The organism is Priestia sp. JNUCC 25 (assembly GCF_053667915.1).
Window position 1 is genome coordinate 3950992 of the sequence record NZ_CM132211.1, and the last position, 26548, is coordinate 3977539.

Here is a 26548-nt window from a genome sequence, read left to right on the forward strand (position 1 = left end):
CTTATAAGAAAAAAACGTCTCTTCATCGACTCGTATATACGGTCAATGAAGAGACGTTTAAAAAACATACTTATAGCTTATAGCGTATTTAATGTGCTGACTAACGTTTGGCGTTCTTCTTCTGTTAACGGAACTAAAGGTAATCGTACCGATCCTACGTCTAATCCTTTTAGCTGTAAAGCCGTTTTAACAGGCGTTGGACTTGGAGCTGCAAAAAGAGATTTCATAACAGGTACAATACGCTGATGAATTTTTGCTGCTTCCTTCGGATTTCCTGACTCATAAAGCTTAACCATCTCTTGCATTTCATTCCCAATAATGTGAGAGGCAACAGAAATAATACCAGTTCCTCCAATTGCTAATACCGGTAGTGTTAAGCCATCATCACCGCTGTATAAAGCAAAATCATCGCTTGTTTGTGCGATAATAGCTGTCATTGCGTCAAGATCTCCGCTTGCATCTTTTAACGCTACAACATTTGGCAGTTCAGCTAGGCGTACAATTGTATCAACAGACATATTGATCACGGATCGCCCTGGAATATTGTATAACATGACAGGCAGCTCTGTACTTTCAGCAATTGTTTTAAAGTGCTGATATAAGCCTTCCTGATTCGGCTTGTTGTAATAAGGTGCTACAATCATAATCGCATCTACGCCTATTTCTTCTGCCTTTTTCGTTAATTCAATTGATGCATACGTATTGTTGCTTCCTGTACCAGCCACAACAGGTACACGGCCATCTACTACCTTTACTGAGTGGCGGAACAGCGCCAGCTTTTCTTCTGTTGAAAGCGTAGGAGATTCACCCGTTGTTCCTGCAATAACCAACGCATCCGAACCGTTGCTGATTAAATAGTTAATAAGCTGCGTTGTTTTTTCAAAATCAATATTTCCTTTATGATCAAAAGGCGTTACCATCGCTGTTGCGACTTTCCCAAAATCAATCATGTTTTCACTCCTTGAAATTGCATTATCCCTATTCATGTAATGAACCGTTAGCTTATAGCTAACGGAACATGTAGTTTATCTCTTTTGCGGTGCTTTTGACAAGTCAAAGGCACCATGAAGAGCATTAACGGCTTTCTTTAAATCCTCTTCTTTTACAAGCACCCAAATCGTCGTATGGCTGTCAGCAGATTGTAAAATCTGAATACCTTCGCTAGAAAGGGCTGTAACAATTTTAGATGTAACACCAGGCACCCCTGCAATTCCTGCTCCAACCGTTGACACTTTGGCACAGTTGCGAATAACAGCCGGCTCATACCCCAGCGCATGAAGCACATCAATCGCTTTGTCAGTTGCTTCATCTGTTACCGTATATACAACACCCTTCGGTGAAATATTGATAAAATCTACGCTGATTTTTTCTTGTGCCATTGCTTTGAATACTTCTGCTTGCGTATCATAATGGCCTTCTTTACTAAAAACTTTAATTTGAGTGACGTTGGATACGTGCGCGATGCCTGTTACAAGGCGTTCTTGCACATCGCTTCCACGCTGCTGTGCTTCACCTTGAGATGTAACGAGCGTACCTGCTGAATCAGCATACGTGGAACGGACGCGCATCGGTACTTTTGCCTGCATGGCAATCTCTACGGCACGTGGGTGAACTACTTTTGCACCTTGATAAGCCATGTTGCATATTTCGTTATATGTGACAACGGATAGCGGCCTTGCATCTTCTACAATACGCGGGTCCGCTGTCATCACACCTTCTACATCTGTGAAAATGTCAATGTAATCAGCCATAAGGGCTGCACCTAAAGCTGAAGCAGATGTATCGCTGCCTCCGCGTCCAAGCGTTGTTGTATCACCTTCAGTAGTTGCCCCTTGAAAGCCTGTTACAACAACGACATCATATTCTTCTAATTCTTTTAACAAACGGTCGCATTTCATTTCCAGTATCTTGGCATTGGTAAAATCATCATTCGTCACAAACCCGGCCTGTGCACCGTTTAATGCTGTAGCTTTAATACCATTTTCGTTTAATAAATTCGTAAATACAACCGATGAAATTAACTCTCCGCATGCCATAAGCATATCAAGCTCACGTTTGTTAAGTGACGCTTTATTTCCATCAACAAGTGAAAGCAATGTATCTGTTGCATACGGCTCACCTTTTCGTCCCATTGCCGATACGACAACGACTACTTTGTAACCCTCACTTAATGCATTATTTAAATGATAGATTGCTCTCGCTCTTCCTTCTTCGTTACGAACGGAAGTTCCTCCAAATTTTTGGACGATTATTTTCATACTTACACCTCATCATGTTCCGAGACACTCTGGTTGCGCTTATTTTACTAAGCTAAGCTTAATAAGTGATTCTGCAATTTGTACAGAATTCCAAGCTGCACCTTTTAACAAGTTATCAGAAACGATCCACATATGGAAACCGTTATCGCGATCTAAATCTTTACGAATACGGCCGACAAACACATCTCGTTTACCTACACAATCTGCTGGCATTGGATATACTTGATTTTCTGGATCATCTTGCAATACGATACCAGGTGCATCAGCCAATAAATTTTTCACATCAGCTACCGTTACACCGTCTTTTTCAATTTCAATGTACACTGACTCTGAATGACCTGTTACAACCGGTAGACGAACACAAGTAGCAGCTACTGGCAATTCAGGCATGCTCATAATTTTCTTCGTTTCATTAATCATTTTCATTTCTTCAAATGTAAAACCGTTATCTTGAAATTTATCAATTTGCGGAATGGCATTAAAAGCAATTTGATAATGTTTTTTATCTCCACCAACCGGTAAAATTTCCGGTGTAAACTCTTTTTCTTCTAAAATAGCTTTAGCTTGTTCTTTTAATTCATTAATTGCAGCAGCTCCTGCTCCAGAAACGGCTTGATACGTTGATACTAGCACTTTAGATAAGCCGTATGTTTCGCGCAATGGCTGTAATGCTGCAACCATTTGAATTGTAGAGCAGTTTGGATTAGCAATAATTCCGTTATGTGCGTGTAATGCGTCTTCATTCACTTCCGGCACAACTAACGGGACATTTTCATCCATTCGATAAGCGCTTGTGTTGTCTACAACGATTGCTCCGCGTTTTACTGCCTCTGGTGCAAGTGCTTTTGAAATGCTCCCGCCTGCACTGAATAAAGCAATGTCTACGCCTTCAAAGCTATCCGGAGTTGCTTCTTGCACAACAACTTCTTCTCCGTTAAACAACACTTTTTTACCAGCTGAACGAGCTGAAGATAATAACGTTAATTTACCAACTGGAAAATTACGCTCCTGTAGGGTTTTAATCATTTGTTGTCCTACTGCACCTGTTGCTCCTACTACTGCTACATGTAATTCTCTTGTCATTTTAATACCGCCTCCAACAATTTTCAACTACTCAACATTTATCTGCATATACTGACTATTTTAACATATTATTATGCTTCATTGCGTCAAAGAAGAGAAGATTTTTAAAATCTTCTCTTCTTTGAGATTGAGAGTTCTCTTACAGCCGCAGTATTGAATAGATTCATGCAACAGCAAGAGGCATATATGTCCTATGACTCTTGACCGTCGCGGAACCTTTCGACAATAACAGGCTGAATCTGTTTATCTTCAAGCGCTGCGTACACCGTGTCTGATAACATCGTCATACGCGCTACCATTGAATTTGGCTTAAGCACCGGGTCATCTTGACCAAATGGAATAAAATAAATATTTTTAGTCGCCATTAGCCTCATTAAGTTTACACCATTTAGCCCTAGTGCGTCATTAGTCGAAATTCCCAGTACCACCGGCTTATTATTACGAAGCGTTGCTTTAGCTGCCATGAGTACCGGAGATTCAGTCATTGCATTTGCAAACTTACTCATCGTATTCCCAGTGATCGGGGCAACCACCATACAATCAAGCGGAATTTTTGGTCCTAAAGGCTCTGCTTTTACAATTGTATTGATGACGGCGTGACCTGTTAATTCCTCAATTTTCTTCACCCAGTCTTCTCCATCTCCAAAACGAGTATTTGTGGATTGTACAGTGTAAGAAACAACCGGTAACACTTCTGCTCCCAAATTAACAAGCTTTTCAATTTCCGGCATAACCGCATCATACGTACAGTGAGATCCGGTTAAGCCAAACCCTATTCTTTTACCTTTTAATGACATTATTTTTTCTCCTCTCTCGCATCCGCAGCGTCTTTTAATAAATTCACTAATACATTAGCGACAATCTGACCTGCTGTTTTTGGAGCCACAATTCCTGGAAGACCAGGTGCTAAAATAGCTTTAATTCCCCGTTTTTCTGCATAGCGGAAATCGGTTCCTCCAGGCTTTGAAGCTAAATCAATAATGAGCGCATGGGTCGGGACATTAGATAATGTCTTAGCCGTTAAGATGGGGTATGGAATGGTGTTAATACATATATCACTATCAGCAATTTCTTTATCGAGTTCAGAAAGATAGAAAGGTTGCAAACCCATTTCAGCAATACGTGCTAAATGTTCAGATTTTCTGGCTCCTACTTTTACATTGGCACCCAGTGCAGCAAAGGACCTCGCCACGCTCATTCCTACTCTTCCTAAACCTAGGACAGAAATATTTGAACCGTGAATAGTAAAATCTGTATGTTGAATAACAAGCATGATGGTACCTTCAACAGTAGGAATAGAGTTATAAATTGCTACATCATCACGCTCAAATAGCTGAACGAGTTTACGGTTTGTCGTTTTGACTAATTCGTTTAAATACCCATTGCTAATACCAGAATAAATAATGCAGTGCTCAGGCGTTTTTTTAAGTATTTCTTCAGTCAGCACTACTTTTTCATTTGAAAAAATAGTATCTACTTGCCCTTCGTGATTTGTTCCAGGCACTGGAAGGATGATGGCGTCAACATCTGAAAAATCCAGCTCCTCTATCTGATATTTCGTCGCACCTGTAAAACCATGATCTAGCTGATCAAAACCAATAAGAGAGGTTTTTGCATCTAATTGAATTAATTTTCTAATGACTTCAAGCTGCCTAGCATCACCGCCAATTACAGCTATGTGCAAATCCGTTAACATGTTTCATTTTCACCTTCTTTAACATTAAATAGATGTATCTTTCGCTTAAACCATCGAGATGTAAAGTGCTATCATTACGCCCTAGAATGCCTATTGCTTTTCTCCAACATACTATGTAAACACACAGGAATCGGTGAATCTTTATCCCTGAAAATAAAAGAAACGAGATGCAGTAAGCATCTCGTTTCTTATTTTGTTGACTCATTGTTTATGTCTTCTAGCTGATGGACATTTACAATCACCATATCTGTACCAATTTTCTCGATATTCCCCCACGGCACTCGCACTTCATCTCCTTGCTTTCGAAACCCAAACCACTTCACAGATGGAATAATAAGTGCATTAATTTGTCCCGTATGTTCATTAATTTCAAGATCTGTTTGCCCTAAAATACCCAAACGCTCTGCTCGCTTAACATCTACAATTTCTTTTCCACTCAGTTCGCTTAATCTCATAAAATCCCTCCTTTCATCTAATTTATTGAACAACCATACAAAAAATTACAAAAAAATAAGGCTGGCTCAATTATTTTAGCCAACCTTACTGTTACTGTTTAATTTCCTTTAAAACCTTTAGGTAAATCTCCACTCGGGCTTATTAATGAAAGAGCAAATTCATCTTTGAAAATATCTCGCGCAAGACCATTTACACTATCTTTAGTCACGGCATTAACAAGGTCTAAAATCTCATCTAATGAGCGGTGATAGCCTAGCATTAACTCATTTTTTCCGTTTCTGCTCATACGGCTATTTGTACTTTCAAGACTCAGCATTAAGTTTCCTTTCAGCTGCTCTTTGCTGTTAGAAAGTTCTTTATCCGTAATCCCTTTGTCTTTCAGATCATAAAGCGTTTCTTGAACCGTATCATATAATACGTCGAGCTGATGGCTTCCCGTCCCCCCATAAATCGTGACAAGACCGCTGTCTCGATAAGAAGAATGATAAGAGAAAACAGAATAAGCCAAGCCGCGCTGTTCACGGACTTCTTGGAACAAACGACTGCTCATACTTCCGCCAAGCACGTTATTTAATACAATTAAGCTATATACATCTTCTCCGCCGATTGGCAAACCTTTAAAGCCAAGGCAAAGATGAGCTTGTTCTGTTTCCTTTTTGCGCGCAATATGATTTGTATGGAACTCTGGCTGAACATATTGATGAGCGGAATGACTTGACGTATATGTACCAAAATAGTTTTCCACCTGTTGAATAAAACTTTCATCAATGTTTCCAGCTACTGAAATAACAATGTTTTCGGGAATATACATTTGCTCCATATACTGACGAAGCGAATCACCGTTAAATGTTTTTAACGTATCTTCCGTTCCTAAAATTGGATAGCCTAATGGATGATTGCCATATACGGCTTTTCCTAATAAATCATGTACAATATCATCAGGTGTATCTTCATACATTTTAATTTCTTCATATACAACATTTTTTTCACGAGCTAATTCCTCTTCATCAAATGAAGAATTAAAGAACATATCCGCCAGCACATCTAGCGCTTGATCTGCGTGTTCGTCTAATACTTTTGCATAGTAGCACGTGTATTCTTTAGAAGTGAATGCATTTACTTGTCCCCCAATGCGGTCGAAGCTTTCTGCAATTTCACGAGCAGATCTTGTTTTTGTTCCTTTAAAAAACATATGTTCAAGAAAATGTGATACACCATTAATTTCAGGGTGTTCACTTCGAGAACCCGTTCCGATCCACACCCCAATGGCCACAGATCGAACAGTTGGGATATTTTCCAATACAATTCTTACACCATTTTTGCACGTATATCGTTTTATCAAGCTAGTGCCTCCCTTTTGCTTATCTCACTTACTTCTTAGTAGAAGAAGGTATTTTCATCATTCGTTCTTCATCTAGCATTGTTGACACATCGCTAACTTTCAGGCCTTTGCGTTCAATATCGGTTAACAATTGGTCAAGCGATTCGGCCGTTGATTCAGTCGGGTGCATCAGTACAATAGCCCCTGGGTGAATCTTTTTCATTACTCGATTAATTAACACTTCTGAACTTGGCTTTTGCCAATCGATTGTATCAACCGTCCACATGATGGTACTCATTTTTAACTGAGAAGCAAGCGTTACTACTTCGGGGCGAAAACTGCCGCTCGGCGGAGCAAACCATTTTACTTTTTGTCCCGTAGTAGATGTAATAATATCATTCGTTTTTTTAAGCTGCTGATTGATTTGACTAGCCGATAAAGTGGCCATATCAGGATGAGAATAAGAGTGGTTTCCTACTTCATGACCTGCGTCTACAATCATTTTTGCCATATCTGGATTATTTTTAACCCATTTTCCTTCTAAAAAGAAAGTTGCTTTAGCATGGTGCTTTTTTAGCACTTCTAACATTTTAGGCAAATACTCGTTCCCCCATGCTACGTTCACTGTAAACGATACCATAGGCTTTTCATCGTGTCCACGGTAGATAGGTTCCTGCGGTAAATCACTCAAGTGAACCTTTGGTCTAACCTGTTTGTACACTAGTTTTTTTTCATCAAATTTACCCGCAGGTTTCATATTTTTATAAGAAGCAGCAAGATCAACTTTTATGCCGTTATAGCCAGGAACCCGTTTCCAAACTGGATCGATTCGTGCATTCGCTGCTGGCTTTTCATAATCTTTTGCTTTTTCTTCAATCTTTTGATATAACGCATCATGCTGAGCTGATACAAGTTGTACATCGGATTTAAGTGCTTCTATATATGCTTCAGCAAAAGGATTATAAATAGATTTATATGTAATTGCCAGTAAAAATAGAAATGCTGTAAATTGCACAATGGTTCTCTTCACTTATCCTTCCCCCTTTACCATTTAAAATATGTATAAAGAGGACAAGGTAGAACAAACATCTACAAACGATAAAATCGCCCTAAACATGGATTTTCTTCATGTATGGACGATTTCACAATATCTATATAGTAGTAAAAGAAGATTATTTTGTTTCTTTTGCTTTTTCTTCTTTTTCTTTTTGTTCTTTTAAAATTGCTTTACGAGATAAGTTAACGCGGCCTTGTTTATCAATTTCCATAACCTTAACTAAAATCTCGTCGCCAATCGATACAACGTCTTCCACTTTTCCAATACGCTCTTCTGCAAGCTCTGAAATGTGAACAAGCCCATCTTTTCCGCTGAAGATTTCTACAAATGCACCGAATTTTTCAATTCGTTTTACTTTTCCTAAGTACATTTGGCCGACTTCAACTTCGCGTACAAGATCTTCAATAATTTTCTTCGCTTTTTCATTCATCGGCTGATCAATAGAAGAAATGAAGATTGTACCATCTTGTTCGATATCAATTTTAACGCCTGTTTCTTCGATGATTTTATTGATTTGCTTGCCGCTTGGTCCAATAACATCACGAATTTTATCAGGGTTAATAGCCATTGTAAGGATCTTAGGCGCATATTGAGAAAGCTCTTGACGAGGCGTAGCAATCGTTGACATCATATGATTTAAGATCTGCATACGGCCTTTTTTTGCTTGTTGAAGGGCTTCATCCAAAATTTCACGAGATAACCCGTCAATTTTAATATCCATTTGAAGCGCAGTTACGCCATTTTCCGTACCTGCTACTTTAAAGTCCATATCTCCTAGGTGATCTTCCATTCCTTGAATGTCCGTTAGAATCGAGTAGTGTTCACCTGATTTGATCAGACCCATGGCAATCCCTGCTACAGGTGCTTTAATTGGAACCCCAGCATCCATCATTGCAAGCGTACTTGCACAAATACTTGCTTGTGAAGTAGAACCGTTTGACTCTAATACTTCAGATACAAGACGAATTGTATAAGGGAAATCTTTTTCATTTGGAATAACCGGCTCAAGTGCACGTTCACCTAGCGCACCATGTCCAATTTCACGACGACCCGGTCCGCGCATCGGTCTAGTTTCACCAACACTAAATGAAGGGAAGTTATAGTGATGCATGAAGCGTTTAGATTCTTCTACACTTAAACCATCTAAAATTTGCACATCGCCAAGTGCACCTAATGTACAGATGCTAAGCGCTTGAGTTTGTCCACGCGTAAATAATCCAGATCCGTGTGTACGAGGAAGCAAGTTTGTTTCAGAAGAAAGTGGACGAATTTCATCAATACTACGGCCATCAGGACGCACTTTTTCTTCTGTGATCAAGCGACGCACTTCACTTTTAACAAGCTTCGATAAAATTTCATTCACTTGATTTAGTACTTCTTCTTCTACATCTTGCTCTTCAAATTTTGCAGCTACTGCGCTTTTCACTTCTTTAATCGCATTTTCGCGCGCGTGCTTTTCTTGAACTTGAACGGCACGGTTCATGTCACCTTCTGCAATTTCACGAACTTGACGCTCAAGGTCAGCATCAACAGTATAAAGCTCAACTTCTACTTTTTCTTTGCCTACTGCTGCTACAATTTCTTCTTGGAACGCAATTAATTTTTTAATTTGCTCATGTCCAAACATAATTGCTTCTAACATTACTTCTTCCGGTACTTCATCAGCGCCTGCTTCAACCATGTTGATCGCGTCTTTTGTACCAGCAACCGTCAGATGAATATCGCTTTTTTCAAGCTCATCTACCGTTGGGTTTACAACAAATTCATTGTCTACACGGCCTACGATTACGCCTGCAATAGGACCTTCAAATGGAATATCAGATACTGATAATGCTAATGAAGAACCGAACATTGCCGCGATTTCTGAAGAACAGTTTTGATCTACGCTCATTACAACGCTGACAACTTGAACTTCATTTCGGAAACCATCTGCGAATAAAGGACGAATCGGACGGTCGATTAAACGGCTAGCCAAGATTGCTTTTTCACTTGGTCTGCCTTCACGCTTAATGAATCCACCTGGGATTTTACCGACTGCATATAAACGCTCTTCATAGTTTACTGTTAACGGGAAGAAATCTACATTTTTAGGCTCTTTTGAAGCCGTTGCTGTACTTAATACAACTGTGTCTCCATAGCGGATTAATGCTGCGCCATTTGCTTGTTTTGCCAACTGGCCAACTTCAACTTCTAGCTTTCGTCCAGCTAGATCTACGGAGAACACTCGTTTTTCTTGTTCCATATCGACGAGTACCCCTCTCTACATATAAAATATGTATGTAATCAAATGTGATAGTTTTATTATAAACGAAATATCCAAAAACAATAGCTTTTTTCACATTATGTAGCATCTTTAATGTTTCTTAAATGTACATACTAAAAAAGCGGGAATGCTCCCGCTTTCTTCTTATTATCGACGTAAACCAAGTTTGTTGATTAACTCACGATAACGAGTAACGTCTTTGTTACGTAGGTAGTTAAGTAAGTTACGACGTCGACCTACCATTTTTAAAAGACCACGACGTGAATGGTGATCCTTTTTATGAGTACGTAAGTGACCGTTTAGATTGTTAATTTGCTCTGTTAGGACAGCGATTTGAACTTCTGGAGAACCAGTGTCGTTCGCATGAGTTTTGTACTCACTAATGATTTCATTTTTACGCTCTTGTGTGATAGCCATCCTATTCACCTCCTTATTATTAAACCCCAGTTACCGAGCAAAACGTTGGTGAATCGTAATGCCAAGCAATGGTTGTTTTACATACAAGTGTTATGTTACTACTTATTAGAACAAAAAGCAAGTCGTAGCAACTATTTATATATATTTTTTTATTTCTTATGCTTTTGAATTCCTTCAAAATAAGCAAGGGCTTCTTCCTTGTCCTTTGAGATCTGACCGACAAGTTCTTCGATGCCGCTAAACTTTTTTTCTGAACGAATCATTCGGTGCCATTTCACCGTTACGTGCTGATCGTAGATTTGCTCGTCAAATGATAATAAGTGGACTTCGATTGTTGGCTTTTCTAAATTATCGTGAAAAGTCGGCTTGTAGCCCACGTTGCATACTCCTGCATACCACTTGCCGTGGAGCTGAAGCTCAACAGCATACACGCCGATGCGCGGAAGTAAATACTCATCGTCTAAAGCGATGTTAGCAGTCGGAAAACCTATTTGCCTGCCTCGCTTTTCTCCATGAGTTACTGTACCTGACACTTCATAATAGCGCCCAAGCAGCTCTTTTACTCGATGCATGTCTCCATTTGCTAAATTTTCGCGAATAAGCGTTGAACTAATTTTTTCTTCGCCATTTGTTAACTTATCAATTGTTGTTTGAGTGAATTTTGATCGAGAATGAAATGGTAGTATTTCCATTGTTCCTTTACCTAACTTTCCATACGTATAGTCAAATCCAGCTACCACATGCTGCACATTCAGGCCAATAATATACTGATCAACAAACTCTTGAGGCAATAGTGCTGCAAACTGTTTATCAAAATGAACGATATATAAAAAGTCAATTCCCATTTCCTCAATGAGTTTCTTTTTTTCTTGAAGTGGTGTGATCATATCAATGTGCTGCACATTGCGCCCAAGCACCACAGAAGGGTGAGGAGTAAACGTCATAACAGCACTAGCTATGCCTTTTTCATCCGCTAACTGTTTTGCTGAATTTATCACTTGCTGATGCCCTAAATGCACACCATCAAAATAACCAAGCGCTAACACTGATTGTTGAACAGCTTCTCGTTGAAAGTGGTGTGGATGTCGAATTTCAATCGTTTCCAAAACACAGTTCACCTTTTCTCTAACCGGTCTAGTCGATTGCCAACACTTTAACCGGCTTCATTAAATGTTTTTTTGTTGGGTGCTGAGCATAAATTGCTAAGCACTTGCCTGCAGAATTTATCATTAAAAAGAATGGTTCTTTTTTTAACTCTTCATCTTCCGTACACGGCAATACCGCGCCATTTTTCACTTTCTCTGCTAATGTATCACTAATTTGAAGTTTCGGCAAATGATTAAGAGCTTCTTCGATCGAATGCAGTTTCTCAGTGATCGTTTCTTCTTCTACCGCCCGTTCAATATCTTCGAATGTCACACAATCTTCCAGTGAAAACTGCCCGGAACCTGTTCGCTGCAAATAAGACATATGAGATGGATAGCCAAGAGCTTCTCCAATCATCACAGCAAGCGTTCGCACATATGTACCTTTGCTGCACGTTACGCGGAATTTGAAGGAAATCTGTTCTCCCTCAAATGTAGAGCGATCATCCAGCAGTTCAAAGCTATAGATATGAATAGTTCTAACAGGGCGCTCTACCTCGATTCCTTGCCTTGCATATTCATATAGTTTTTTACCTTTGACCTTTACCGCTGAATACATTGGAGGGACTTGCTGAAGTTCTCCTGTCATCGAAGACAGCACTTCTTCGATTTGAGCACGTGAAAAAGAATCCTCTACTTTCTTTTCTTCTACAACCTCTCCGGAAGAATCTTCTGTTGTTGTAGAAAATCCGAGTGTAACTTCTCCTTCATAGGTTTTAGTAGCTCCTGTTAGATATTCTACAATCTTGGTAGCTCTACCGATACAAATAGGCAATACCCCTGTAACTTCTGGGTCTAATGTGCCTGTATGCCCTACTTTTTTAGTGCGAAGCAGCTTTCGGACTTTAAACACACAGTCGTGCGAAGTCAGCCCAGCTGGTTTATGTAAAACTAAAACACCGTCCACTCATTCTTCATCTCCTTTTCATTTAAAAAAGGGTGTCTCAGAAGCAAAAACCACTTTTGAGACACCCTTTTTTGTTTCTACATTCACTGATCTTATTCGTTCTCTTGATGGTCATCGCTTTCTTTTTTAATTTCATGAAGCAATGATTCAATTCGATTACCATAATCAATTGATTCATCAAACTCAAACGTAATTTCAGGTGTTTTACGTAAGCGAATGCGCTGACCGATTTCTGAGCGGATAAATCCTTTTGCTTTCGCAAGGCCTTTTAACGTATTCTCACGCTGTTCAGCATCTCCTAAAACAGAGATATACACTTTCGCTTGCTGTAAATCGCCTGATACTTGAACATCTGTTACAGTCACAAAACCGATGCGCGGATCCTTGATTTTACGATTTAAAATCTCGCCCATCTCTTTTTTCATTTGTTCTCCGACTCTAGTTGCTCTTATGTTCATCTGTGTCACCCCTTTTATAACCAATCAAAAGTTGTAATGGTACGTTCAATCTCTGGAAAAGAATCAATCAAGCTTAGCGCTTTTTGCAGTTCTTGTTCCGTTGTGACACGGCTAGATGAGACTGCGACAATGCTAATTTTTGTTCGTTGCCACACATCTTGAAAATCAGTTTCTGAAACTGATACGTTAAACCGCTGCTTCAAGCGCATCAAGATGCGCTGAAGCACGGCACGTTTTTCTTTAAGAGAAGCAGCATCGTAAATTAAGCATTCACACTCCACTAGTCCAATCATTTAGGATCAATTTGCTCCATTACATATGCTTCAATAATATCTCCTTCTTTAATATCATTGAAGTTTTTAATTGTAATACCACACTCATATCCTTGAGCGACTTCTTTTGCATCGTCTTTAAAGCGTTTTAGCACATCTACTTCACCTTCAAAGATAACAATTCCGTCACGGATTAAACGAATTCCACTGTTACGTGTAATTTTACCGTCTGTTACGTAACTTCCTGCGATTGTACCAACTTTTGATACTTTGAATGTTTGACGTACTTCCACTTGACCGATGATTTTTTCAGCAAACTCAGGATCAAGCATTCCTTTCATCGCAGATTCAATTTCTTCAATTACTTTATAAATAATGCGGTGAAGACGAATATCTACGTTTTCTACGTCAGCTGTACGTTTTGCTCCAGCATCCGGACGCACGTTAAAGCCGATAACGATTGCGTTAGAAGCAGTTGCAAGAATGATATCAGATTCTGTAATCGCACCTACACCCGTATGGATAATACGAACATTTACACCCTCTACATCAATCTTTTGAAGAGCAGCAGCCAATGCTTCTACAGAACCTTGTACGTCTGCTTTTACGATAAGATTTAAGTCTTTCATTTCACCTTGTTTAATTTTTTCAAATAAATCATCTAAGCTTACGCGAGATTTTTCACCACGCTGTTGTTCAAGCTGCTTTTGAGCACGAGCTTCTCCGATTTGACGAGCTGTTTTCTCATCTTCAAACACTAAGAAACGATCTCCAGCTAACGGAACTTCGTTTAAGCCAGTAATCTCAACCGGAGTAGATGGTCCTACTTCCTTCACTCGGCGGCCGATATCATTTACCATTGCGCGAACGCGGCCAAACGTATTTCCGACTACGATTGGATCACCTACGCGTAGTGTACCAGTTTGAACAAGAAGCGTTGCTACAGACCCACGGCCTTTATCTAGCTGTGCTTCTACAACTGTACCTGCTGCACGACGGTTAGGATTTGCTTTTAACTCTTCTACTTCACTTACAAGTAAAATCATTTCAAGCAATTGATCGATCCCTTCACCTGAAATGGCTGAAAGCTTACAGAAGATTGTTTCTCCGCCCCACTCTTCAGCTACAAGGCCGTGCTCCATTAGTTCTTGCATAACGCGATCTGGATTTGCTGCTTCTTTATCCATTTTGTTAACCGCAACAATAATTGGCACTTCTGCCGCTTTTGCATGGTTAATCGCTTCAATTGTTTGAGGCATTACACCATCGTCTGCTGCAACAACAAGGATTGTAATATCCGTTACTTGCGCACCGCGAGCACGCATCGTTGTAAATGCAGCATGTCCTGGTGTATCAAGGAATGTAATTTTCTTTTCGTCAACCACAACTTGATAAGCACCGATATGCTGCGTGATACCGCCTGCTTCTGCAGCCGTTACTTTTGTGTTACGGATAGAGTCAAGAAGCGTCGTTTTACCGTGGTCAACGTGACCCATAATTGTAACAACTGGAGGACGCACTTGAAGGTCTTTTTCGTCATCAATGATTTCTAATGATTCAAAAGCAGTGTCATCTACTACTACTTCTTCTTCAACTTCTACACCGTATTCTCCGGCAATTAGTTCGATAGAATCTTTATCTAACTCTTGGTTAATTGTTGCCATTACACCAAGCATAAATAGTTTTTTAATAATTTCAGAAGGCTCTTTGCCTAATTCTTTTGCTAACTCAGAAACCGTTAAGCTTCCGACAAACGTTACTTTTTCCGGTAACTCTTTTGCAGCTGCTGGAGCTGGTCTACCTTTTGGTGCCTGTGACTTTTGTGCCTGTGGCTTTTTGTTACCTTTATTGTTTCCTTTGTTAGCTGTTGATTTTGTATTTTTATTCAATACTTTCACCCCCATAAAATTAACCGAGCATCGTTGCTAGCTTTTTAGCAAATCCCTCGTCCATCACGGCTACTACAACTCGAGCATCTTTACCAATCGCTTGACCTAGCGTATAGCGATCGGGAACGATTTTAACCGAAACGTTGTAGTAAGAACATTTATCCGTTACTTTTTTCTTTGTGTTTTCAGACGCATCGCTTGCTAAAAGTACTAACTTTGCTTTTTGTTTCCGAACTTCTCTAACCACAAGTTCTTCTCCAGAAATCAATTTGCGTGCACGGTTTGCAAGCCCTAAAAAGGAGATCCATTGTTCATTCATTAGCGTGACTGTTTCTCCTTTTCTACAAGCGCTAGCAACTCTTCATAAACCGCTTCATCTATTGACGCGCCTAAATGTGTCGAAAGCACATTTTTCTTTTTTGCCAATAAAATTGCTTCTTTATCCTTGCTTACATAAGCTCCGCGCCCGGACTTTTTACCCGTTACATCAACTGAAACGTCGCCTTCTTTTGAGCGTACAACGCGTACTAGCTCTTTTTTAGGCTTCATTTCTCCAGTGGCCACACATTTTCGCATCGGGACTTTTTTACGATTGTTCACCTTGGCTCACCTCTTATTCCATATCTTCATCTGAATCAAATGCATGTTGACTTACTAGCATATCATCGCTGTTTTTTACAACCATACCTTCTTGTTCAGCTTCTGATTGACTTTTAATATCAATTTTCCAACCTGTCAGCTTAGCAGCTAGACGTGCATTTTGTCCACGTTTACCAATTGCAAGTGACAGCTGATAGTCAGGAACGATAACAGTTGTTGCTTTTTCATTTTCATCTACAATCACATCTACTACCTTAGATGGACTTAAAGCATTGGCAACAAATTCAACTGGGTCATTTGACCAGCGAACGATGTCAATTTTTTCACCTTTTAGTTCATTTACAACAGCCTGTACGCGCTGACCTTTTGGACCAACACAAGAACCGACCGGATCTACTTCAGCATACTCAGAATGAACAGAGATTTTTGAACGGTCTCCAGCTTCGCGAGCTACTGATTTTAATTCAACTGTACCGTCATAGATTTCCGGTACTTCTTTTTCGAAAAGACGTTTTAAAAGACCTGGGTGCGTACGTGAAACATAGATTTGTGGGCCTTTTGTTGTTTTTTCTACTTTCGTAATATACACTTTAATACGATCATGAGGTTTATACTGTTCATTTGGCATTTGCTCGCTTTGAGGAAGCAATGCTTCAATTTTGCCAAGGCTCACATAAATGAAGCGAGAATCTTGACGCTGAACAATACCTGTCATAATATCTTCTTCGCGATCGCTGAACTCTGAATAGATAACGCCTCGTTCCGCCTCACGAACACGCTGTGTAACAACTTGTTTTGCTGTTTGAGCCGCGATGCGTCCAAAGTCTTTTGGCGTTACTTCGATTTCAACCACATCGTCTAGCTGGAAGTTAGGGTTGATTGTTTGTGCTTCTTCAACCGAAATTTCCAGGCGTGGATCATATACTTCATCAACCACATCTTTGCGAGCAAACACGCGCATTGAACCTCTTTCTAAATTTAAATCAACGCGTACGTTTTGCGCTTGGTTAAAGTTGCGTTTGTAAGCAGAAATTAGCGCTGCTTCAATTGCTTCAATAATTACATCTTTGCTAATGCCTTTCTCTTTTTCAAGAATGACTAAGGCATCAAATAACTCACTGCTCATCGTTGGATAATCCCCCTTTAATATTGGCCCCTACACATTAAAATACAATCGCTAATCGAGCAAAAGCGACTTTGTCATATGGTAAAACCACTGTTTTTGTGCGTGTTTTGATACGAATAGATAATGTGACAGTTTCTCCGTCAAATGATTGTAATTCGCCTTCAAATTCTTTTGCACCTTCAATTGGTTCATATGTTTTTATGTATACATGCTTACCAATTGCACGTTCAAAATCTTTATCTTTTTTTAATGGGCGTTCCGCACCAGGCGATGATACTTCTAAAAAATAGTTATGAGGGATTGGATCTACTGCATCCATTTTCTCACTCAATTTTTCACTTACTGCTCCGCAGTCTTCGATATCCACGCCGTTATCAGAGTCGATAAACACACGTAAAAACCAATCTTTTCCTTCTTTTACGTATTCAATTTCAACAAGCTCTAAATTCATTTCCTCTAAGATAGGGGAAACCATTTCTTCCACTGTTTGTTTTACATTTTTACTCATTCTAATCCTCCCTTCGAGACATTGCATGGTATGTTTAGGTTACGCGTTTTTTATGTCTCTTATATCAAAAAAGAGTGGTTTATTTGCTATTTTTATTTTGCACTCTATAAGAGGTCTAACCTACTAGAGTGGAAATGTTGTCATTTGTGTTGCAGGATTTTAAACGTCACATAATAAATCAATCATGGTGATTGAAAATCTACAGAAAAAACGAATCATGCTAGAAGCCGATTCGTTCTCCATACTACTTACTATGTCAGTAAGTTCATATCAATAAGAAAGAGCGGGTTTCCCCACTCTTTCTCGTCCGTATCCTTAGCATTTCCACAATTACTATATCATAACCGCTTATTTTATGCAAATGTTAGAAAAGAGAAAGCTGGTTCTGATCAGGTAATGATTCAAGGCATCCATGGTTGTCTAGATACTCTAAAATCGTCTTCGATACTTTGCCTCGCTGCTGCAAGTCTTCTTTCGATAAAAACTCTCCTGTTTCACGAGCTTTTACAATATTCAGCGCTGCATTTGTACCCAGACCGGGAATGGCATTAAACGGTGGCACTAAAGACGTGCCGTCAATTAAAAATTCATCTGCGCTTGATTTATATAAATCTACTTTTTTAAACGAATAGCCTCGTTCGCACATTTCTAAAGAAAGCTCAAGCACTGTTAATAAGTTTTTCTCTTTAGGAGATGCATCTAAACCTTTAGCGTTGATTTCTTCCATCTTCGCTCGAATGGCAGTTGAGCCTTTAATCATCGTATCAATATCAAAGTCATCTGCACGAACCGTAAAGTACGCTGCGTAATAAAGAAGCGCGTGATGCACTTTAAAGTAAGCAATACGCACGGCCATCAATACATAAGCAGCGGCATGGGCTTTAGGGAACATGTACTTGATCTTTTTACAGGAATCAATATACCAGTCCGGTACACCATTTTTGATCATTTCTTCTTCAAATTCAGGTGTTAGCCCTTTCCCTTTACGCACAGACTCCATAATTTTAAAGGCAAGTGACGGTTCAAGACCTTGATAAATTAAATAAACCATAATATCATCACGACAGCCAATTACTTCACTTAAGTTGCAAATATCATTGCGAATTAGCTCCTGCGCATTACCAAGCCATACGTCCGTCCCGTGAGACAGTCCCGAGATTTGAACAAGCTCTGAAAACGTCGTTGGCTTCGTATCTTCTAACATTTGACGCACAAAGCGCGTTCCAAATTCAGGTATACCAAGCGTTCCTGTTTTACACATAATTTGCTCTTCTGTTACGCCAAGTGATTCCGTTCCGCTAAAAATTTTCATCACTTCAGGATCATCCGTCGGAATCGTTTTTGGATCAATTCCACTTAAATCTTGAAGCATGCGAATCACGGTCGGATCATCGTGTCCGAGTATATCAAGTTTTAATAAATTATCATGAATCGAATGGAAGTCAAAATGAGTTGTTCTCCATTCAGAATTACGGTCGTCAGCTGGAAACTGGATCGGTGAAAAATCGAAAATATCCATATAGTCCGGTACAACGATAATCCCCCCTGGATGCTGACCCGTTGTACGTTTTACGCCCGTACATCCTGCTACTAAACGATCCACTTCTGCGTTTCGTAAATGTAAATCACGGTCACCGGCATAGCCTTTGACATAGCCATAAGCTGTTTTTTCGGCTACTGTACCGATTGTTCCCGCGCGGTATACATTATCTTGTCCAAACAGTACTTTTGTATAGTTATGAGCTCGCGGCTGATACTCTCCGGAGAAGTTCAAATCGATATCAGGAACTTTATCTCCTTTGAATCCTAAGAACGTTTCAAACGGAATATCGTGTCCGTCTTTAATAAATGGTACGCCACAATCTTCACAGCTTTTATCCGGCAAGTCGAATCCAGAACCAACGGAACCGTCATTAAAAAACTCGGATTTCTTACATTTTGGACAAACATAATGCGGCGGCAGTGGGTTTACTTCTGTAATTTCCGTCATCGTCGCAACGAATGAAGACCCTACGGAACCACGTGAACCAACTAAGTAACCATCATTCAAGGATTTTTTAACGAGTTTATGCGAGATCAAGTAAATAACGGCAAACCCGTGGCCGATAATACTTTTCAACTCTTTCTCTAGGCGAGCTTCTACTACTTCAGGCAGCTCTTCACCGTAGATGCTGCGTGCCATCGCATAGCTCATTTCACGCATTTCTTCGTCTGCACCTTCAATTTTTGGTGTATATAAATCATCTTTAATTGGTTTAATATCGTCAATCATATCCGCTATTTTTTGCGTATTATGAACAACAATTTCTTTCGCTTTGTCCCCGTCTAAAAATGAAAAACAATTCAGCATCTCATCCGTTGATCTAAAATGAACATCCGGCAGCTGGTGACGGTTTAACGGGTTAGCCCCGCCTTGTGAACCAATTAAAATTTTTCGGTAAATTTTGTCTTCCGGATTGAGATAGTGAACATTTCCTGTTGCTACAACCGGCTTTCCAATCTTTTCACCGAGCTTCACAATATTGCTGATAATATCTTTTAAGGCTTTCTCATCTCGCACTAAATCCAGTTCAATTAAGTGCTTGTAGTTGTCAGGAGGCTGCACTTCGATGTAATCATAAAATTCAGCTGCTCCTTCTACTTCATCAATTCCTTTTTGCATCATGCCTTCGAATACTTCGCCTCGGTCACATGCGGTTCCAATCAAGATGCCTTCTCGATATTTGTCGAGCTGAGATCTTGGAATTCGCGGAACTCGATAAAAGTAATTTAAATGAGAAATCGAAACGAGTTTAAATAGATTTTTTAAACCTACGTCGTTTTGTGCTAAAAGCGTCGCATGATAAGGACGGGCCCGCTGATATGCATTCCCTTCTCCCATATAATCATTTAAGCGATCGTGCATCGTAATTTCGCGTTCAAATGCATCTTTCAGCATTTTATTTAACAAATAGCCGGTTGTTTCCGCATCATAAATCGCGCGGTGATGCTGCACAAGTTCAATATCAAACTTTTTCGCAAGAGTATTTAAACGATGGTTTTTCATATGCGGATACAAAAATCTTCCGAGTTCAAGCGTATCAATAACGCCGTTAGCTGCTTTTTCTAATCCGATTTTTTGCAGTCCCATATTTAAAAATCCCATATCAAAGCTTGCATTATGAGCGACTAAAATACTGTCGCCCATCCACTCGTGAAAATCCCGAAGTACTTCTGAGATTTCAGGCGCATTTTGGACCATATCATCTGTAATACCCGTCAGCTCAATTGTTGTTGCAGACAGAGGATGATGAGGATTTGCAAACCGTTCAAATCGATCGATGATTTCGCCTTCTTTCATCTTCACGGCAGCAAGTTCAATAATGGTATCGTACACGGCTGACAAACCGGTTGTTTCGACGTCAAATACGACGTAAGTTGCTTCTGTCAAATCCACATGCTGCGGATTATAGGCAATCGGCACGCCGTCGTCTACTAAATTGACTTCCACTCCGTACAGTATTTTAATGCCGTTCTTTTTCCCGGCTCCATACGCTTCAGGAAACGACTGTGCAACCGCGTGATCAGTTATCGCTACAGCCGGATGTCCCCATTTTTTGGCTTGTCCGACTAAAGCTCCAACAGATGAAACGGCATCCATTTGACTCATTGGCGTATGCAAGTGAAGTTCCACACGCTTTTCATCTTCAGGCGCTGTATCCTGTCTAGCGGGACCGGTAATCTCGTTAACATCATTTCCAATCATAACTAGATCACGGACAAATGTATCATTTTGCACACTTCCGCGAACCTTTACCCACATTCCTTTTTTAATAGCTTGAAGTAAAGGAATATCTTCTTTGTCACGCGAAAACATTTTAACCATAATAGAGTTTGTATAATCTGTCACTTTAAAAATAAGAAGCGTACGTCCGCTTCGTAATTCTCTAGTTTCTGCATCAAATACGTATCCTTCAACGGCAATTCGCTTTTCTTCATCCACAATGGAATCCAGGCGAACCGTCTCGTCTTTAATCGTATATCCAATTGTAAGCGGACCTTTTGGTAGGTCTGGTCCATCACTTTTTTCATTTTCTTTATTTTGCATTTCTGTGATGGCTTGTAATACTTTTTCTGTATCTTCTTGTTTTCGTTGCTCTACAAACTGCTGAAATGCTTCTTCTGAATGTACAACTTCCGTCATTAGCTGAAGGTTCGGAAACCCATAGGACGCATACTGATCAGCAATTAACTGACTATACTTTTTACGTAAAGCCGTTCCTTCTGCATCATGGCGTGCGTTCACAATCAATTTGGCACCGTTCAATCTCGGCATTTGATCTTGTAAAAGCGACTGTAAAAGGGGAGATATGCCCTGCATTTCTCCAATACAATGCTTCCAATATGACTGTACATGCTCTTCCGTACATTCTTTATTAACGGTTTGAATAGAAAAAGAAACACTCGCAATATGAGAAAAAGCTGAAGACATGCGAGCATGGAATAACTCATAAATCTCAAAAGGTAATAACCCTTCTAAAGAAAAATGGAAATGCCATCTTTTTTGTTCTTTCTGAATGACGAGCTTTTCAATCGCTGCGTTTTCAAAGTAAGGAACAATTTGATCACTCGTCAGCTCTAACTGCTGCAGCAGCAACTTAAAACGCTCTTTTTTTCCTAGCGTTTGTGCTTCCAAGTTTTCTGCCTCCTTTTATAAATGAGTGCAATCTATTTTAACATAAATGACTTCTATTCTGTCATATGTTCTGTTTATAAACATAAAAACAGCAGGGATACAAATCCCCGCTGCTTCATTACTTCGCTAGCAGTTCTTTCACTGTTGAAACTAGATTGTCAACTGACACTTCTAATGACTCCCCAGTTTTGCGTACTTTTACTTCTACAATCCCTTCAGATGCACGTTTACCAACTGTTACTCGAACAGGAAGACCAATTAAATCTGAATCTGCAAATTTTACTCCTGCACGCTCTTGGCGGTCATCTAACAGCACTTCAAAGCGATTATCTAATAACTCATTATATAATTTCTCACCTAGTTCACGCTGTTCATCATTTTTCACGTTAACTGGAATAACGTGCACTTGATAAGGCGTAACAGCTTCTGGCCATAGAAGACCGTTCTCATCATTAAATTGTTCTGCAATCGCAGCTACCGTACGAGAAACACCAATACCATAGCAGCCCATAATCATTGGCTGGTTGCGTCCGTTCTCATCTAGATACGTTGCTCCCATCGCTTCACTGTAGCGAGTTCCTAGCTTAAAGACGTGTCCGACTTCAATACCTTTAGCGAACTTAATAACGCCTTGTCCATCCGGTGACTGATCCCCTTCTTGGATGAAGCGGAAATCTTCGTAAGTTGCATTAAAGTTACGTTCATTCACATTTGTGTAGTGATAACCTTCTTCATTTGCTCCGCATACACCGTTAGCAATTGCTTTTACAGCATGATCAGCTACCACTTCTACTGAATCACTTACTCCAATCGGTCCTACTGAACCAACTGCGCATTTTAATACTTCTTTTGTTTCTTCTGGAGTTGCCAGTTCAACAACGGAAGCTTCAAAATAGTTTTTCACTTTAATATCGTTTACTTCGTGATCCCCGCGAACAAGTACAAGCACAAAACGATCATCTACTTTAAATAAAAGGGACTTGATACAAGAAGTCGCTTCAACATTTAAGAAAGCAGCTACGTCTTCAATGCTATGCTGATTTGGTGTTTCTACCTTTGTTAATTCTTTTTCAGCTTCACCTGATTTTTCATACGTATTTACAACCGGTGCCATTTCAACATTTGCTGCATAAGAAGATGTATCTGAATAAGCAATTGTATCTTCCCCGATTTCAGAAAGAACCATAAATTCATGCGTATCTTTTCCGCCCATTGCACCTGAATCAGCGATAACCGCACGGAAATTTAATCCGCAGCGTTCAAAGATGCGGCTGTAGGCAGCAAACATTTTGTCATATACTTCATCTAAACTTTCTTGAGAAGCATGAAACGAATATGCATCTTTCATAATAAATTCACGACCGCGTAATAAGCCAAAGCGTGGACGTTTTTCATCGCGGAACTTCGTTTGAATTTGATATAAATTCAGCGGTAAACGTTTGTATGACTTCACTTCGTCACGAAGCAAGCTTGTGATAACTTCTTCGTGTGTTGCTCCCAAAGCAAATTCACGGCCGTGACGATCTTTCATACGCATTAACTCAGGTCCATATGAATACCAGCGGCCAGACTCTTGCCACAATTCAGCTTGTTGTAAAGCAGGCATTAATAATTCGACAGAACCTGCACGGTCCATCTCTTCACGAACAATTTGTTCAACTTTTTGCAATACGCGCTTACCAAGCGGTAAAAAGCTGTACACGCCGCTTGCATTTTGGCGCATATAACCTGCGCGCAATAGAAGCTGATGGCTTTTTATATCCGCATCAGCTGGCACTTCTCTTAATGTAGGAATCAATGTAGAACTTTGTCTCATAACCTCGCACCTCTTTGCTTACTTCTCTATCTTATTTTTTTTAGGCGGACCATGCCGCAATTTTCATATAATCAGCGAGGGAATATCCCTCGCTGAGCGTATGTCTTATAAAAAGAACTTTTGAATATCGTTCCACGTTACAACGAGCATCAGCAGCATTAATAAAGCAAAACCGATAAAATGAACAATGCCTTCTTTTTGACGATCAATTGGCTTACCGCGAATTCCTTCTACAGCGAAGAACAATAGTCGTCCTCCATCTAAAGCAGGAAGTGGAAGCAAATTGACAATCCCTAAGTTAATACTTAAAACGGCTGCCCATTTCATTAAATAATAAATGCCTGACTGTGCTACTTGATCGGTTGCTGCGTAAATACCTACAGGACCAGAAAGCATATCCAATTTGAACTGTCCTGTCACAAGCTTCCCTAGACCCGTTAAGATTTCTTTCATCCACGTATATGTTTCAGTAGCTCCGTGCGTGATCGAACCAATGAATGACTTTTCAACCGGTGCATATACGCCAATTAGTCCAATTGTCTGTTCCCCAACTTTGCGACTTTCAGGTGTAATCGGAATATCTAGCGTTTTGCCGCCGCGCTGAACCGTGAATGTAATTTGCTGTTCAGGATGTTTTTGAATTACTTTTACGACATCATCCCACGTTGAAACACTTTGTCCATCAATTGCTTGAACTTTATCTCCTTGTTTAAGTCCCGCATCAACGGCTACTCCATCTGATGTTAATTTGCCCATCACGGGTTTGTCAACAACATATCCTTGAGAAATCCCAAGAACGATAAAAATAACAAAGGCTAATATAAAGTTCATTAGCGGACCAGCGAAAATGGCTAGCGCACGCTGACCAAGAGTTTTGGAAGCAAACTGACGGCTGTAAGGTGCAATTTGAATTTCTTCTCCGTCCATAACGAAGTAAGATTCTTCTGCTACCTCGAATTTTTGCAGACGTTCATCTTCACCTTCTTCATAACCTGAAATAAATAGATTATGCTCTAAGTCTGCTTGCTCTACCTCAATAACTTTTGCATTTGGATGCTGTTCCTTGTTGTTAATAATGACTTTATTTACTTTGCCTTCCTTATCAAACATGAGGCCCACCATTTGACCAGGCTTAACTTCGATCATTTCTGGGTCTTCTCCAGCCATTCGAACAAATCCACCTAGAGGCAGCAATCGAATGGTATAAACTGTTTCATCTCGTTTAAATGAAAAGATTTTGGGACCAAACCCAATGGCAAACTCACGGCATAAGATGCCTGCACGCTTTGCAAAAACTAAATGACCAAGCTCATGAAAGAATACAAGAGCTCCAAAAATGACGACAAACGCAATGACTGTGTTCAATGGGTATTACCCCCTTCATGTAATAGAGTCAAACCTCCACCCACCAGAAATAAATGAGTGGCTTCTCTCGCACGCACATTATCGAGAGATGGCGGATCTAACAAACTCTCTTGCTTCTAAATCTACTTCTTTAATAGTAGATAAACAAGGTTTCTGTATTACAGTATGTTCATTCATTGCTTTTTCAATCACATCTTCAATTTGTAAAAATGTAATGTGACCATCTAGAAAGGCTTGAACAGCTTCTTCATTAGCTGCATTTAAAACAGTCGGAAGTGTTCCACCCGCTTTGCCAGCCTCAAATGCAAAAGCTAAACAGCGAAAACGCTCTTCATCCATTTTAGCGAAGTGAAGCTGGCCAATATCCGCCAAACTTAAACGCTTGGTATTGGGCAAAGACATGCGTTTTGGATACGTTAACGCGTATTGAATTGGCACGCGCATATCAGGCGTTCCAAGCTGAGCAATAACGCTTGTATCAGAATACTCTACCATAGAATGAATGATGCTTTCCTTATGTAACAATACATCAATTTTCTCATAGGGAAGATCAAAAAGCCAATGTGCTTCAATCACTTCTAGTCCCTTATTCATCATCGTTGCCGAATCAATTGTAATTTTAGCTCCCATTGACCAGTTTGGATGATTTAACGCATCTTCAACCGTTACTCCCTGTAGTTCTGCTCTCGTCTTATCTCGAAAGCTCCCTCCAGAAGCCGTTAAAATTAAACGGTCTATTGCTTTTTGATCTTGCCCTTGCAAACTTTGAAAAATAGCTGAGTGCTCACTGTCTACCGGTAAAATATCAGCGCCATATTCCTTGGCTGCTTCCATGACAAGGTGACCAGCGGTAACAAGTGTCTCCTTATTTGCAATAGCAATCGTTTTTCTCATTTTGATTGCTTCTAGCGTAGGAGTCAACCCTACACTTCCAAGAACAGCATTTACTAAAACTTCTGTGGATGGATGAGTTGCCACTTCCACAAGTCCTTCTTCTCCATAAACAAATCGAATAGAAGGGAATTCCGCTTGCAGTGACAGACAATCTTCTTTCTTCATCACAGAAACAAGGGCTGGCTTACACTGCTGAATAATCTTTCTTGCTTCATTAATATTTCGACCTACAGAGATTGCTGAGAGCTCAAAATGCTCAGTATGCGCTCGAACAATATCAACGGTTTGAGTACCGATTGAGCCTGTAGCTCCTAACAAGGAAATTTTCTTCAAGTATATTCA

The 26548-nt window shown here is 39.9% G+C and carries 22 protein-coding genes and 1 pseudogene; all 23 read right to left on the bottom strand.

Features of this window, described 5'->3' with window-relative positions:
• Positions 1 to 77: 77 nt before the first annotated feature.
• The 23 genes and pseudogenes from dapA to dxr all read right to left on the bottom strand — a co-directional run bounded on the left by dapA (position 78) and on the right by dxr (position 26539).
• Positions 78 to 950, bottom strand: coding sequence for a 4-hydroxy-tetrahydrodipicolinate synthase (dapA, locus tag JNUCC25_RS20770; protein WP_013084756.1), 873 nt, complete (start codon positions 948 to 950; stop codon positions 78 to 80).
• Positions 951 to 1025: 75 nt separating this feature from the next.
• Positions 1026 to 2258, bottom strand: coding sequence for an aspartate kinase (gene dapG / locus JNUCC25_RS20775; RefSeq protein ID WP_013058823.1), 1233 nt, complete (start codon positions 2256 to 2258; stop codon positions 1026 to 1028).
• A 39-nt stretch (positions 2259 to 2297) separates the two neighbouring features.
• A complete protein-coding gene (asd, locus tag JNUCC25_RS20780) occupies positions 2298 to 3341 on the bottom strand; it encodes an aspartate-semialdehyde dehydrogenase (RefSeq protein WP_013058824.1) in 1044 nt (347 codons plus the stop codon).
• Positions 3342 to 3532: 191 nt separating this feature from the next.
• Positions 3533 to 4138, bottom strand: coding sequence for a dipicolinate synthase subunit B (locus tag JNUCC25_RS20785; RefSeq protein WP_013058825.1), 606 nt, complete (start codon positions 4136 to 4138; stop codon positions 3533 to 3535).
• Positions 4138 to 5037, bottom strand: a complete 900-nt coding sequence (gene dpaA, locus JNUCC25_RS20790; protein WP_013058826.1) for a dipicolinic acid synthetase subunit A — start codon at positions 5035 to 5037, stop codon at positions 4138 to 4140. The genes JNUCC25_RS20785 and dpaA overlap by 1 nt, the downstream gene beginning before the upstream one ends.
• Positions 5038 to 5225: 188 nt before the next feature.
• Positions 5226 to 5492 carry a YlmC/YmxH family sporulation protein gene (locus JNUCC25_RS20795; RefSeq protein ID WP_013058827.1) on the bottom strand — a complete coding sequence of 89 codons (267 nt, stop codon included), beginning with the start codon at positions 5490 to 5492 and terminating at the stop codon, positions 5226 to 5228.
• A gap of 98 nt (positions 5493 to 5590) precedes the next feature.
• Positions 5591 to 6835: a M16 family metallopeptidase gene (locus JNUCC25_RS20800; RefSeq protein ID WP_013058828.1), complete on the bottom strand. Its 1245-nt coding sequence runs from the start codon at positions 6833 to 6835 to the stop codon at positions 5591 to 5593.
• A 28-nt stretch (positions 6836 to 6863) separates the two neighbouring features.
• Positions 6864 to 7844, bottom strand: coding sequence for a polysaccharide deacetylase family protein (locus JNUCC25_RS20805; protein ID WP_013058829.1), 981 nt, complete (start codon positions 7842 to 7844; stop codon positions 6864 to 6866).
• 142 nt (positions 7845 to 7986) lie between these two features.
• Entirely contained in the window at positions 7987 to 10113 is a 2127-nt protein-coding gene (pnp, locus tag JNUCC25_RS20810; protein ID WP_013058830.1) for a polyribonucleotide nucleotidyltransferase, read from the bottom strand.
• 168 nt (positions 10114 to 10281) lie between these two features.
• Positions 10282 to 10551 (bottom strand): 30S ribosomal protein S15, encoded by a 270-nt coding sequence (gene rpsO, locus JNUCC25_RS20815; protein ID WP_013058831.1) that lies wholly within the window; start codon positions 10549 to 10551, stop codon positions 10282 to 10284.
• 149 nt (positions 10552 to 10700) lie between these two features.
• The gene (ribF, locus tag JNUCC25_RS20820) at positions 10701 to 11657 is read right to left on the bottom strand and encodes a bifunctional riboflavin kinase/FAD synthetase (RefSeq protein ID WP_013058832.1); all 957 of its coding nucleotides are present in this window, start codon (positions 11655 to 11657) and stop codon (positions 10701 to 10703) included.
• A gap of 28 nt (positions 11658 to 11685) precedes the next feature.
• The gene (gene truB / locus JNUCC25_RS20825) at positions 11686 to 12603 is read right to left on the bottom strand and encodes a tRNA pseudouridine(55) synthase TruB (RefSeq protein WP_029320617.1); all 918 of its coding nucleotides are present in this window, start codon (positions 12601 to 12603) and stop codon (positions 11686 to 11688) included.
• A 92-nt stretch (positions 12604 to 12695) separates the two neighbouring features.
• Positions 12696 to 13061: a 30S ribosome-binding factor RbfA gene (gene rbfA, locus JNUCC25_RS20830; protein WP_013058834.1), complete on the bottom strand. Its 366-nt coding sequence runs from the start codon at positions 13059 to 13061 to the stop codon at positions 12696 to 12698.
• A gap of 14 nt (positions 13062 to 13075) precedes the next feature.
• Positions 13076 to 13354 carry a DUF503 domain-containing protein gene (locus JNUCC25_RS20835; RefSeq protein WP_013058835.1) on the bottom strand — a complete coding sequence of 93 codons (279 nt, stop codon included), beginning with the start codon at positions 13352 to 13354 and terminating at the stop codon, positions 13076 to 13078.
• Positions 13351 to 15219: pseudogene (infB, locus tag JNUCC25_RS20840) on the bottom strand (translation initiation factor IF-2); the annotation flags it as partial. The pseudogene infB and the gene JNUCC25_RS20835, both read right to left, overlap by 4 nt.
• A gap of 22 nt (positions 15220 to 15241) precedes the next feature.
• The gene (locus JNUCC25_RS20845) at positions 15242 to 15541 is read right to left on the bottom strand and encodes a YlxQ family RNA-binding protein (protein WP_013058837.1); all 300 of its coding nucleotides are present in this window, start codon (positions 15539 to 15541) and stop codon (positions 15242 to 15244) included.
• Positions 15541 to 15822 (bottom strand): RNase P modulator RnpM, encoded by a 282-nt coding sequence (rnpM, locus tag JNUCC25_RS20850; RefSeq protein WP_013058838.1) that lies wholly within the window; start codon positions 15820 to 15822, stop codon positions 15541 to 15543. Before rnpM ends, JNUCC25_RS20845 begins: the two co-directional genes overlap by 1 nt.
• Before the next feature lie 13 nt (positions 15823 to 15835).
• Positions 15836 to 16948, bottom strand: a complete 1113-nt coding sequence (nusA, locus tag JNUCC25_RS20855; protein WP_013058839.1) for a transcription termination factor NusA — start codon at positions 16946 to 16948, stop codon at positions 15836 to 15838.
• Between the two features lie 37 nt (positions 16949 to 16985).
• Positions 16986 to 17456, bottom strand: a complete 471-nt coding sequence (rimP, locus tag JNUCC25_RS20860; protein ID WP_013058840.1) for a ribosome maturation factor RimP — start codon at positions 17454 to 17456, stop codon at positions 16986 to 16988.
• 364 nt (positions 17457 to 17820) lie between these two features.
• Positions 17821 to 22131, bottom strand: a complete 4311-nt coding sequence (locus JNUCC25_RS20865; protein WP_013058841.1) for a PolC-type DNA polymerase III — start codon at positions 22129 to 22131, stop codon at positions 17821 to 17823.
• A 118-nt stretch (positions 22132 to 22249) separates the two neighbouring features.
• On the bottom strand, positions 22250 to 23947 hold the full coding sequence (locus tag JNUCC25_RS20870; protein ID WP_013058842.1) for a proline--tRNA ligase: 1698 nt from the start codon (positions 23945 to 23947) through the stop codon (positions 22250 to 22252).
• Between the two features lie 105 nt (positions 23948 to 24052).
• A complete protein-coding gene (gene rseP / locus JNUCC25_RS20875; protein WP_025750292.1) occupies positions 24053 to 25312 on the bottom strand; it encodes an RIP metalloprotease RseP in 1260 nt (419 codons plus the stop codon).
• Positions 25313 to 25390: 78 nt separating this feature from the next.
• A complete protein-coding gene (gene dxr, locus JNUCC25_RS20880) occupies positions 25391 to 26539 on the bottom strand; it encodes a 1-deoxy-D-xylulose-5-phosphate reductoisomerase (RefSeq protein ID WP_098279090.1) in 1149 nt (382 codons plus the stop codon).
• Between the last annotated feature and the right edge of the window lie 9 nt (positions 26540 to 26548).